The following is a 13111-nucleotide window of genomic DNA, read 5'->3' on the forward strand; positions in this document are numbered from 1 at the left end:
GAACTACAGAAAAATATACTGTATATCGTAAAAATATGTTAAAATGATTCAATAACGCATCAACGTAGTAATTAATAAGGTGTACTGAAAATTACCGGAGAAGAGCGCTTAAGGGACACTCTATCCGGTTTGTTTGTAAAAGGCAGGAGGAACTGTTTTAATGAAAGGTACTATCAAAGAAAAGCTTACGTTAGTTGTAATTCTCATTGTCGTTGCGGCAATGGTCATTTCCTCGGCAGTTATTGTCGGAACGTCAGGTAGCAAGCTTACCGGACAGCTTACAAGTCAGCTTCAGATAAATGCTGATAAGTATGCTAATTCGATCAATAGTTGGATTGAGATGGAAAAAGGTCTTAACAGTGCAGGTGCTGCGGCATTGGCTGCACTTCCCGACAAATCTTATAATGTCGAACATGCTCAGCAGATGGTCACAACGCAGGCTTCGGGACATCCTGAGCTTCTTAATCTTTATTATGGTATGGCAGATAAGACACATCTGCAGATGGATCCCGATGCCAAGCCGCCGGAGGGCTATGATCCCACACAGAGGGGATGGTACAAGGCAGCAGAGGCAGCAGGAACGACCATAGTAACAGATCCTTATATGGACGTGCTGATAGGTGGTATGTGTATCACAATCGCAACTCCTGTTTACAGAAACGGTCAGCTTGCGGGCGTTCTCGGAGCAGATTTTACCCTTGATTATATTGCAAATGTTGTCAACAGCATTCCGTACAGCAAAGGTGAGTACGGCTTCCTTGTTGATGCAAGCGGCAATTATATAATGCATGAAAATGAGGCGTATCTTCCCGGTGAAGAGACGGCAACAGCAGTGCTTAACGTTATGCCAAGTATATCTTCTATAATCTCGGCACCCGGCAGCGAAGTTGTTCTGACAAAGGACTATGATTCCGAAAAGAACTACATTGCAACATCGAATATAGAAGGCTGCGGATGGTCTCTCGGACTTGTTATGCCAAGGAAAAACGTGAGCGGCACCATCACACAGCTTATCGTAACAGCCATACTTATTACGCTGATTGCAATAGCTGCGGTAATCGTGATTATGACAAAGTTTATAGGTGTGCAGCTTGCGCCTATGGAAGAGATGAAGTCTTTTGTAAAAGAGAAAGTTATAGGCGATGAAAACATCAAGCAGACCCACTCGGAAACGGAAGAAATCAGATATCTTTTGACCGAGCTCGAAGACCGTGTAATTGATACGATACATAAGACTAAAGACGAATCGCAGCTTATAAAAGACAAGATGACGAGCGCGAACGATAAGATTACCGATATCAAAGACAGTATCTCTGAGATAAATGAAGCGATGCAGCGCACTGAGGGCGGTATAGAGACTCAGACGGCCAGCATTCAGAATATTGACAAGATATGCGATAACGTTATGTCTGCAACAGAAAACTTCGCGGCTGATACCAAGAATATGAGTGAAAGAACCGATGAGGTTATCGGAAGAGTTAAAGAGATGGTTCCCGAGATCCTTGCAAACAAGAATCATGCGGTTGAGATGACAAACAGGGCAAAAGAGGAGCTTGAAGAAGCTCTCAAGGGAATTCAGGTAATTGAGCAGATCGTGAATGTGGCAAGTGCGATTCAGGATATCGCAAGTCAGACAAACCTTCTTGCACTCAACGCATCAATTGAGGCGGCAAGAGCGGGAGAAGCGGGCAAAGGTTTTGCGGTTGTCGCAAGTGAGATCAACAGCTTAAGTACCACAACAGGAAATGAGATTGATAAGGTAAATGCTCTTACAAACGAAGTTACTGCCAATGTAAATGAGCTTTCGAGAGTAAGCAACCAGATCATCACATTCTTAACCGACAGAGTCCTTAAGGATTATGACAATCTTGAGACTCTTGCAAGGAATTACATGGATGATGCAAATTATTACAGCGACATAAGTAAGGGACTTGGTAATGGGGCAAAAGAAGTAAGTACATCCGTAGCCGACATCAACAATGTACTTGAAAGAATAAATTCTGTTCAGAAAGAGCTTGGAGATGCGGTACGTGATATCTCGAGCAATATGCAGAGTATCACGGAGCACAGTGCAAATGTATCGGGAGAGACCAAGGATGTTATGGATAGCATCATCAATCTTCAGGATACAACGGATAAGTTCAATGTATGAGATGCTAGTTTCATTACTGTGATAGATAAAAGCCTGCAACTGTCAGAAAATGGCAGTTGCAGGTTCTTTTTGATTAAATACATCTGATATTTATAAAAAAGTTGTAAAATTCACTAAAAATCCGTAAAGATTGTCAAGATTTACGTAAATGCGTAAAAGAGTGGTATAATCTATAATATAGGGAAAGAACGGAGGAAGGGCGCTATGCAGGAAAATCATTTAAAACGCACTTGTAAACTAGTATTTCTAATTCACGTAATTACGACATTTTTTTCTATTGTCGGTCTTATGTCGCAGATCACAATGTCGGATCTTGCGCCTATCAGAGGAATTATCCCTTTGATCATGGTTATATTGGTATTTATCGCTGATTCGGTGTATCTTTTCATCAGCAAAGGTGGGGTTACATATATAAGAATACTTGCGATTACATATTCTATAGTTTATTGTGCAATGCTTAACAGTGGAAACACGTGCACAACTTATCCTTATATGATTCCATTTTTGATTGTATTTCTTCTTACACTTGATAAGCTGAGCGTAAGAGTCGGTGTTATCGGATTTGCTGTTTCCAATTTTATAAGAGTTGTACTTACGATTGCTACTACAGAGAATATACAGACTGATATCGAAGTTATCATGATAGAGGCAATCATTTCAATCCTTACAGTTGTAACGGTTCTTAAAGGCTACGGACTTGTTTCGAGATTCTTTGAGGAATCACTTGACGAAGTTACATCGGTTTCGGATAAAAATAAAACTATCACAGGAAAGATTACTGAAGTTGCGGATCAGGTAGTTGAGGACGTTTCTTCAGTAAGCGATGCTCTTAACACTATAGGTGAATCCGTAGAGCTTCTTGACGAGACTATGGAAAACATCATGGTTGGAACGCAGAATACCGCTGAGGCAATTACTCATCAGACAACACAGACGCATGATATTCAGGATATTATCGATGATACCAAGAAGAGTGCGGATATAGTTGAAAGCATAAACACAGAAGCAGCAGATGCCCTCAAAGAAGGCATGGATGTTATGGAATCCTTGTTTGAAGAGGTTGAAAAAGCCAGAAAAGCAGGCGAAAATCTTCAGACGGCTGCAGATGAACTTCGTTCCAATACAGAAGATGTAAGCGGAATCACAAGCATTATTCTTTCAATCTCATCACAGACCAACCTTCTTGCTCTTAATGCCAGCATAGAGGCGGCCAGAGCGGGTGAAGTAGGTAAGGGATTTGCGGTAGTTGCCGATGAAATCAGAAATCTTGCCGAGCAGACAAGAAATGAGACTGAGAATATCACACGTATTATCGAGATTCTTACATCGAATGCAGATACCGTTGCCGATTGCGCTACGATAAGTTCACAGTCTGCAATCCGCGAGACTGAATATACACAGAGTGCATCCAAGAAGTTTGAGTTTATTCAGGAAAAACTTGGTGAGCTCAGCCAGTCAATCACGGATATCGGCAATTACATTACATCTCTTAGCAAAGCAAACAACGAGATTGTTGACAGTGCAAGTACGTTGTCGGCTACAAGTGAGGAGATAAGCGCAAGTTCAACCGAAGCTTCCAAGGCAAGTTCGCGAAACGTTGAGCTCGTTGCACAGTTCAAGAAGTCTATGGACGGAATCATCGCAAAGATCGAAGAACTTCAGAAATATACACAGGGATAAAGAAACTAAAAGAAATACTATAAAGAGTGATCTATATAAGGGCTGTGGAAAGAAAGTCTTTTCACAGCCCTTTTTCTATGCATCTTAGCGAACCGGTGTTATTCATTACAGCTTCATCTTAGCAAAATGCGGATTTGCGGTAAGCGGATGCTGTTCTTCATTAAGTATTCTAAACTGTGACGGCGGATACCCGGTAGCTTTTTTGAATGCGCGTGTAAATGCCGTACAGCTCGTAAAACCGGCTTGGTAGGAAATATCTGTGACGGTCAGTTCGGGATTGGAAAGAAGCGTTTTTGCGTAGTTTATGCGCATTTGCTGAAGATACTGATAGAAGGTCAAGCCTGTATATTCCGAGAAAATCCTTTCGAAGTAAAATTTGCTGAAACCTGCATGAGAAGCGACACTTTCAAGAGTCAGATCGTCTGTAAAGTGTTCGGATAGATAACTGCACACATTGCTAAGAGAGATATTGTTTTTGTAATTGGCAGAAGCTGATGTGGAATCGGGCTCGCGGAAAAGATCTATGTTTTTTCCGCAGAAAGCAATAAATTGCATAAGAATGGAATAAATTTCGAGTTCGTCGTAAGGCGCAAGCTCCGTAAAGGATATTACTTCGTCATCCATTTCCTTTTCATGCATATGAATACGCGGTGCGGAACCGAAATATAGCTTCATTATCGTGTCGATACGACCGCACAGATAATTATATATATCAGGAGGACACGTCTTTTTCTTGATATGAAGAGCGGGAGACATCAGGCGAAATGCCCTGTCCATTTCTTTTAAATTGATGATTCCGGAAAAATCGGCTTGAATGTACACACGGCTTCCCGGAGTCGGAGAAAAAATCTCATGAATAACGGTGGGACAGATTAAAAGAATGTCATCTATCTCGACGTGATAAGTCTGATTGGCGCAGATTACCTTGTACGGTGCTTCTTTGGGCCAAATAATCTCAATGTCGGTGTGCCAGTGTGGCGGAAAATCGGCATGCAGGCGGTTTATAAACATCCGCAAGCTGGTGTTGATCTTGTGCTGAACATTTTCTTTGGTACTTGAATAACGGTATTTCATACTGCTAAAAGAACTCCTGACAAAATAAAAAAGCATAGCAAAATCATAAATAGCAATTTTTGTTTCATATTTCAATACACAACATTATAACATGAGATATGGATGAAAATGTCTAAAAAATCGGCGTTATGTCATGGAAGAGGCAGAAAATTATAGATGATTGTGAAAAGTTGCACAAATAAAAGAGCAATTTTGGTATGGTGAATGGCAATTTTCCACACGCATCAAAAAGTAAATTATTATAGAATTATATAAAAGATTGAAACAACAGCTTGTTTCATAAAAGGAGAGGTTTTTCAGAAATTGCTCTGGAAAGGTAAAAAATGGTAATTATGTGATAGGAGGGTAAGGTTATGAACAAAAAGGTATTGGCTACTTTTTTTGCTACGGTTTTGGCTGCAACGACGTTAGCCGGATGCGGTGGAGGCTCTGCACCGGCTTCACCTGCGGCAGGAGGCGCCGGCGGTGATGCTACAGCTCAGGCAGATTCTTCGGCAGGAAAACAGACAGATGGAAAGAATCTCCCGACATTGACAACTGAGCCGCTTGAGATAACTCTTTGGGACATCGCTACTGAAGATCCTGCAAAGAGCACTCAGGAAGGTGCTGTGCAGAGATTCATGAAAGATTATCCCAATATCAAGGTTAATCAGGTGCACCAGCAGAATGATAACTATAAACAGCAGCTTGTAGTTGCCATGAGTTCAGGTCAGGCGCCTGATATCTATGTTCACTGGGGCGGCGGTCCTATGGCTGAGTACTACAAATCAGGCTTTGCGAACGATCTTACCGAGATGTATGCAAAATACGATCATCCTGAATTTATCGATGCTGCTGTTGCACAGTCAACATATGACGGCAAGATGCTTGCCATTCCTTTCGGCGGACTTTCGGGATGTGATATCTTCTATAATAAAACGATTTTCAAAGACCTCGGTCTTGAAGTTCCAAAGACAATCGATGAACTTGAGGCAGTGTGTGAAAAGCTCAAAGCAAACAACATTATTCCTTTCTCACTTGCAAACGCTTCAAAATGGACAGGATCAATGTACTACATGTACCTTGTAGCACGTCATTCCGGAAATGCTGAATTTGATGCCGCATACACACAGGAGAACGGCGGAACATTTACAAGCGATGCATTTGTTTATGCAGGTACAAAGATTCAGGATTGGGTTAAAAAAGGATATTTCCCCGATGGTGTTAACTCACTTTCAGCAGATGATAACCAGGACAGAGCGCTTCTTTATGACGGTTCTGCAGCAATGATGCTTCATGGCGCTTGGCAGGTATCCGGAATCAAGACAGACAGTGAAGAGTGGTATAACGAGAATCTTGGCGTATTCCGCTTCCCTGAAGATTCAGAAGCTAAGGCAAAGGGAGTTCCTCAGGATGTTGAGATAGGAACAGCCATTGGAATGGGTATGTCATTTAACTGCTTCAAAGAAGACAAGTCTGTAGATCAGGAAAAACTTGATGCATGTTATGTACTTGCTACTCAGTATTATAACGATGATACATATAACAACGATCAGCTTTCAAGCGGAACTCAGCCTTCAATCAAAGGCATGGAAGAAAATATCGACGATCCTAACATGAAGACAATCGCTGATGTATTCTTTAACGCTTCGAATGTACAGCTCTGGTATGATCAGTATCTTCCTGCATCTGTAACAGAAGTTCACAAGAACTGCATGACAGAGCTCTTCGGACTTGAGAAGACACCTGAACAAATTGGACAAGAGCATGATGCTGCGATGAAAAAGGCACTTGCCGAGCAGTGATTTGCCGGAAAATCAGACAATTTACGCGCTGCGGCTATAGTGGTTAAAAGCTGCCCGCAGGGATTATTTCCTGTGGGCAGTATTTCATATCATCAGCTTTTGCTTATAAAACGCAGCAGGAAGGAGTTAACGTGAAAAATGGCAATAATCCGGGCCTTGCTCAGGCCAGGGCAAAAAGTATAGCCAAAGCGGCAACGGTTTTTCTGTTACCGGCGCTTTTGCTTATAACAATTTATATTATCTATCCGGTTATTGATACTTTTGTTATCAGCGGATATAAATGGAACGGCATTTCCTCTGACAGAATATTTGTGGGAATGGAAAACTGGGTTTCACTCATTCATGATGAGATGTTTTGGAAATCTTTCAAACATAATCTGATCGTAATGGTTTTCTCAATTCTTTTGCAGATACCTTTGGGAATGCTACTTGCAACATTTCTTGATGCAGGTGGAAAAAAATTCAATATCTTCAAAATCATCTGGTTTCTTCCGTATTTGATGAGTTCTGTTGCGATAGCTTTTCTTTTCGTATATGCACTTGCAACAAACGGTGGTATTGTTTCATCACTCGCTACGATCATACATGGTAAAAAGACAACAATCGACCTTTTGGGAACTGCGCCAAATGCTCTTTACACCGTAATTGGCGTTATGGCATGGCAGTTTACGCCTTTTTACATGGTTTATTTCATTGCGGGATACGGCAATATCGATACATCGATATACGAGGCGGCTATTATTGACGGTGCAACAAGATGGCAGTATATAAAACGCATTGCAATTCCTCTTTTGGGACCTATTTTTAAGACAGCATGCACTATGTCTCTTATAGGTTCACTTAAGTATTTTGATATGATCTGGAACATGACACAGGGCGGACCTGCGGGTTCTACAGAACTTATGGCTACATATATGTATAAGCTCTCGTTCCAGCAGTTTAACATGGGTTACGGTTCAGCAGTTGCGGCAGGAATGTTCCTTCTTATAACGGCTATCGCGTTGATCTTTAACAAAGCATTCAAGGTTAAGGAGGAGTATTGAGTATGGTTAATTCAAATATGAGCGATGCGGATTATCGCAAGTCCAAGATAAAATCAAGGGTTGCATGGGGCGTTGCAATATTTTTCGCATGTATCTGGCTTTTGCTTACGCTGACGCCGTTTTTCTTTATGATAATAAATTCATTCAGAAAACAGTTCGATATGTTGCAGCAGGGCGTTTTTCATTTGCCTGATCCGTGGTATTTCAAGAATTACACTAATGTTGTTACGCACGGATTTTTTGGATATTTCATGCGAAGCGTGCTGGTGGTTGCGGTTTCACTTGTGCTTATGCTTATAATCTCGGCGTTTGCGGCATATCCGCTTGCAAGAATGAATTTTAAGTTGAATCCGATTATATACGCGCTGATCGTTGCTATGATGTCGGTGCCTATGCATGTAACATTGATACCTATCTTTAAACTTACAACAGCGGTTGGGCTTTATGATACGCTCAGATCACTGATCGGACCTTATGTTGCATTTGCGCTTCCGATGTCGGTATTTATTTTGACGGCATTTATGAAGACTATTCCTAAGGAAGTTGAGGAGTCTGCGGAAATTGACGGATGCAACCGTTACCAGAACTTTTTTAAGATGATACTTCCTCTTTCCAAATCGGGACTTTCAACACTTGCGATATATAACGGTGTTTCGATGTGGAATGAGTTTGCTTTTGCCAACACTTTGCTTATTACTCCCGAGAGAAAGACACTTCCTCTTGCACTCGGACAGTTTAAAGGCGAACACTCACTTGATATTCCGATCATCCTGGCGGTGCTGACTCTTTCGGTGCTTCCGATGATAACTCTTTTTATAATCTTTCAGGATAAACTGGTAAAAGGTATGATGGCAGGTGCGGTTAAAGGTTGATCATTTTGGATTACGATTTATATAGGAAAGAAGGTACTTATGATAATTTATGTGGATGCAAGTGCTGAGCACGATGGAAACGGAAGCAGGAAATTACCTTTTAAAAGAATCAGCGAAGCGGCTAAAGTTGCAGTGGCCGGGGATGAGGTCATAGTTGCACCCGGAACGTACAGAGAGTATGTTGATCCCGTTAATGCGGGATGTGAAGAAAACAGAATAGTGTATAAGAGTGCCGAGCCGCTCGGAGCTGTTATTACAGGTGCCGAGAAGGTCACGGAATGGGCAAAGTTTAAGGACGATGTCTGGGTTACAAAAGTGAAAAACAGTATCTTTGGCGAATATAATCCCTATACAACGCTTGTTTACGGAGACTGGTATTTTGCGACTCCCAATAAACACACAGGCTGCGTGTGGCTGAATGATGAGGCTTTGTACGAAGCGCTTAGCATTGATGAGTGCCTTGAAGGTAAAATCTACGAGTGCTCGTGGGATCCTGAAAAATCCAAGAGAAAATGGTACGCAGAGCAGGATAGTGAAAACGACGAGACAGTTTTTTATGCAAATTTCGGCGGAGCCGATCCTAATAAGGAAAACGTTGAGATTACCGTAAGACGTGAATGCTTCATGCCGAGTAAGGAAGGCGTCGGATATATAACCGTCAGCGGATTTAATATCAACAAAGCGGCGACAACATGGGCACCGCCTGCTGCTTATCAGGACGGAATGATTGGTCCTCATTGGAGCAAAGGCTGGATAATTGAGGACTGCGAGATCTGGGGCAGTAAGTGCGCGGGCATCTGCGTGGGACGTTACTACGATTCCGAGAACAGCAATTTCTATACGACAAAGCATGTTAAGAGCCCGACTCAGATGGAGAGGGATTCCGTATGCCGCGGCCAGTACTATGGCTGGTTAAAAGAAAAAATCGGCGGCCATATAATCCGCAGAAACAATATTCACCACTGCGAGCAGGGCGGAATCATAGGCCGTATGGGCGGCGTGTTCAGTATTATCGAGGATAATCACATTCATCATATTAATAATATGATGGAACTTGGCGGCGCTGAGATTGCGGGAATCAAGATGCACGCGGCAATCGATGTTGTTATGAGACGAAATCATATTCACCACTGCACGATGGGAATCTGGTGTGACTGGGAAGCACAGGGAACAAGGATCACACAGAACCTGTTACACGACAATCAGCGTCCTTCTTTTGCAGAACAGTTGCAGGGTGGTATGACATGTCAGGACTTGTTTGTTGAGGTGAGCCACGGACCGACGCTTATCGATAACAACATTCTCTTATCAGACGTTTCGCTTCGAATCGCAACTCAGGGTGTTGCGATGGTTCACAATCTTTGCGCAGGTTCTTTTACCATGGTGGGAGAGGGAACAACCTGGAGATATACTCCCTATCATATGCCACACAGAACCGAAGTTATGGGCTTTATGACAATCCTTCACGGAGACGATCGTTTCTATAATAATATCTTCATTCAGAAGTGGCCGTCGGATGATCTGGTTCTTTTGAATGATTCGGATCCAGATGAGAAGTATGTTGAGAACAGAAAGGTCGGAACGGATTGTTTTGATGAATATCCTACTTATGATGAGTGGATTCCGCAGTTCGATCCGGAGACGGAATACCCCAATATGAGAAAACACGAAGATGCACACTTTGCCCATCTTCCCGTATGGATTGACGGAAACGCTTATTTCGAGGGCGCTGCCAGATGGAAAAAAGAAAAGAACGCATTCACCGATAACTCAGGAAAGGTTTATGTTGATGTGATAGAGAAGGATGGAAGTTACTTCCTTGATACCAACATTTACGAGGTGCTTGATGGCTTTAAGGCCGGTATGATATCAACAGAGACCTTGGGGGAAGCGTTCGAGCCTCAACAGAAATTTGAAAACGCTGACGGAACACCGATTACCTTCGATGTTGATTATCTCGGAACGTAAACAATCGGTGTAAGCCCAAACAAAAAAACAGACTTCATATAACTAAAATCTGTCCTTTTGTTTGGGTTTCAGACCGATTTTTATCTGAGTGAACTAAGTCGCGTCCGGGTGGCTATGGAATTTCAATCTGCCACCTCATAAACAAATCTTATCATTATCTCATGGTTTTAGACACCCTCAAAGCATAAATACAGTCTTTATTCCACGACAAATAAGCCTTCGTAAAAAGGCTTGTCTTTCGATATGAGATCCACTTATTCAACAAAGCATATATCTGCCGTTCATACGAAAAGTAATAAGAGGTTCACCACATTTGGAGCATTTGCAAATGTCATGTTTATAAAGAATCTTAATCTTTTCTGCGGTTGTTTTCCCTCTGAGCTTTGAAATATATTGTTTACAGCCGAGCAGATTCCTACAGAGAGTCATTTTCTGTGTTTTACATCTACAGGCAAGAAGGCCATAGTAGCGTATCCTTACAAATCCCTTGGGAAGTATATGGAGCAAAAAATGGGACAGAAATTTTTCTCCTGAGATTGTCATAGGCCTATATTTACCATCTGTACGATAGTCCTTTGCACTGAAGGTGACGTACTCAGAATCCATGCTTAGAATACGCCTGTTGCTAATAGCAATCCTGTGAGTATATTTTCCAAGGTATTTAAAGACTTCCTGAGCTCCTTTAAATGTCCGTTTGGAATACACAACCCAATCCATAGCGTAGAGCTTATCAAGAAGACACTTGAATTCATACTGATTCCTAAGTGTTTCTGCACCACCTGCGTAGGTCAGCTTTTCGGACTCATGAAGGGATTTTAGCTCTTCCAGATAGTATTTCTTGAAAACGGCGGACATAACCTTCACAGGCAGAAAAAATTTATTTCCTTTGTCCTTCCAATGGTTCTTGTCATCAAGTCCGCCTCCCAAGACTATCGTATGAATATGTGGATGATAATTAAGCTTTGAGCCCCATGTGTGGAGAATACATATATATCCTATCTTTGCGCCAAAGTGCTTGGAATCTTTGGAAAGCTCTGACATAGTCTTATTAGCAGCATGGTAAAGGGCATCATAGAGCAGTTTCTGATTAGCGTAAATCAATGGATATAAAAGCCCTGGTACAGTAAACACTGTATGAAAGTAAGGAGCATCAAGGACATCTTCTCGTCTTAAGTCTATCCATTCATCAACCTCCATTGCCTGGCACATGGGACAATGCCTGTTCTTGCATGAGTTGTAATGGATAAATTTAGAATGACAGGATTCACATTCACTTACATGGGCGCCCATTTCTGCTGTGCGACATGACCTTATGCATTGAATTGCTCTGAACTGCTCATCAGAAAATGATCTGTCAGCAATCGTAGGAAGAAACTGTTCAAAAACATCCTGAATAGTTATGTTATCCATGTCAGCCTTCCTTCTTCTTTCGCTTGCCCTTCTTTTTCTTGGGAGCATCCAACGGACTCTTTACGCCCATGATGGCTTTGTTTGAAACATGGATATAAACCTGGGTCGAATTCGGAGATCTATGACCAAGCATTGCCTGAACATACTCTCTGTCAGTATGAGTCTCAATCAAATGAGTGGCGAAGGAGTGGCGCAGCATGTGAGGATGAAGGTCTATACCAGCTTCTTTGCCTATCCTTTTCATCATGATCTCGACACCGCCTACATGAAGCGGAGCATGAGGATTCTTCAATGTAACAAAAAGATAATCCCGTGGTACAGGATATGAACGCCAATACTGTTTCAAGAGCTCTAAAGTTCTTTCAGAAAGAATAGTCCAATGATCTCCGCGGTTTTTACTGTTACGAACATGAACCTGCATGGTACTCATGTAAATATCACTTGGAGCGAGGCGTACAACTTCTCCTGCCCGTAGACCGGAAGAATAGACAAGAGCTATTATGGCTTTGTTTCTGATGTTTTCAGCAGTATCTATGAGCTTTTCAATTTCTTCCAGAGATAGAGTCTGTGGTAATGTCCAGTCGATCTTCATTCTGGGAACGATATCAAGATCCCATGGGATATGAAGTAGATGTTTAAAAAAGAATGATAGTGCAGAACTCATAGAGTTGCAGTAACCTGGAGTGGCACCATCAGTTCTACGCTCAAGAATGTAATTGCGGACATCATAAAGGGTGAGTTCTGAAATAGACTTTTCACCTGCCCACTCCAGGAACTTAGTAGTATGAAACTTATAAATGAAGCACGTTCTTGGCGAAAGATTTCTTATTTCGCATTCCTTTTCAATTCTTTGTAGTATTTCTTCGTACATAAAAAGCCTCCATAAGTAGTAGTAATCTAATAGTTACCCTAACCATGGAGGTGGACGATTCCAATAAAAATGCTTGTATGAAGTAATGATAAATGATACGCTTTTCATGGCAGTAGTAGTGGTTTTGGTAATGTTCAGTTTTGGTGTGGTAACTTAAACATACATCATCAGAGTTTCACTATCTACTGCTTTTTAAGTAAAAGAAAAACGCTGCGCCACAGCCTTGGCAGGCCGTCGCGCAGCGACTTAGTTCAATT

At 41.8% G+C, this 13111-nt stretch carries 9 protein-coding genes; 6 read left to right on the top strand and 3 right to left on the bottom strand.

Annotated elements, in window-relative coordinates; genetic code table 11:
* Positions 1-160: 160 nt before the first annotated feature.
* Positions 161-2152: a methyl-accepting chemotaxis protein gene (locus BM398_RS15750; RefSeq protein ID WP_092339096.1), complete on the top strand. Its 1992-nt coding sequence runs from the start codon at positions 161-163 to the stop codon at positions 2150-2152.
* Between the two features lie 204 nt (positions 2153-2356).
* Complete coding sequence (locus BM398_RS15755; protein ID WP_092339098.1) at positions 2357-3832, top strand: methyl-accepting chemotaxis protein; 1476 nt, start codon at positions 2357-2359, stop codon at positions 3830-3832.
* Between the two features lie 105 nt (positions 3833-3937).
* On the opposite strand, the gene BM398_RS15760 is transcribed toward BM398_RS15755, so the two are convergent.
* Positions 3938-4906, bottom strand: a complete 969-nt coding sequence (locus BM398_RS15760) for an AraC family transcriptional regulator (protein WP_175531989.1) — start codon at positions 4904-4906, stop codon at positions 3938-3940.
* A gap of 353 nt (positions 4907-5259) precedes the next feature.
* Here BM398_RS15760 and BM398_RS15765 point away from each other — a divergent pair, with 353 nt between their 5' ends.
* The 4 genes from BM398_RS15765 (at position 5260) to BM398_RS15780 (ending at position 10573) form a co-directional block, all read left to right on the top strand.
* Positions 5260-6690 carry an extracellular solute-binding protein gene (locus BM398_RS15765; RefSeq protein WP_092339102.1) on the top strand — a complete coding sequence of 477 codons (1431 nt, stop codon included), beginning with the start codon at positions 5260-5262 and terminating at the stop codon, positions 6688-6690.
* A 131-nt stretch (positions 6691-6821) separates the two neighbouring features.
* Positions 6822-7733: a carbohydrate ABC transporter permease gene (locus BM398_RS15770; RefSeq protein WP_092339104.1), complete on the top strand. Its 912-nt coding sequence runs from the start codon at positions 6822-6824 to the stop codon at positions 7731-7733.
* A gap of 2 nt (positions 7734-7735) precedes the next feature.
* The gene (locus tag BM398_RS15775) at positions 7736-8605 is read left to right on the top strand and encodes a carbohydrate ABC transporter permease (RefSeq protein ID WP_242949835.1); all 870 of its coding nucleotides are present in this window, start codon (positions 7736-7738) and stop codon (positions 8603-8605) included.
* A gap of 39 nt (positions 8606-8644) precedes the next feature.
* Complete coding sequence (locus BM398_RS15780; RefSeq protein ID WP_092339106.1) at positions 8645-10573, top strand: right-handed parallel beta-helix repeat-containing protein; 1929 nt, start codon at positions 8645-8647, stop codon at positions 10571-10573.
* 258 nt (positions 10574-10831) lie between these two features.
* Here BM398_RS15780 and BM398_RS15785 read toward each other — a convergent pair whose 3' ends face one another.
* Both BM398_RS15785 and BM398_RS15790 read right to left on the bottom strand, forming a co-directional pair.
* A complete protein-coding gene (locus BM398_RS15785) occupies positions 10832-11983 on the bottom strand; it encodes an IS91 family transposase (protein WP_092337656.1) in 1152 nt (383 codons plus the stop codon).
* A gap of 1 nt (position 11984) precedes the next feature.
* Positions 11985-12854: a tyrosine-type recombinase/integrase gene (locus BM398_RS15790; protein WP_092337657.1), complete on the bottom strand. Its 870-nt coding sequence runs from the start codon at positions 12852-12854 to the stop codon at positions 11985-11987.
* Positions 12855-13111: the final 257 nt, after the last annotated feature.

Source organism: Butyrivibrio sp. M55 (genome assembly GCF_900116865.1).
In the GTDB taxonomy this organism is placed as follows: Bacteria; Bacillota; Clostridia; order Lachnospirales; family Lachnospiraceae; genus Butyrivibrio.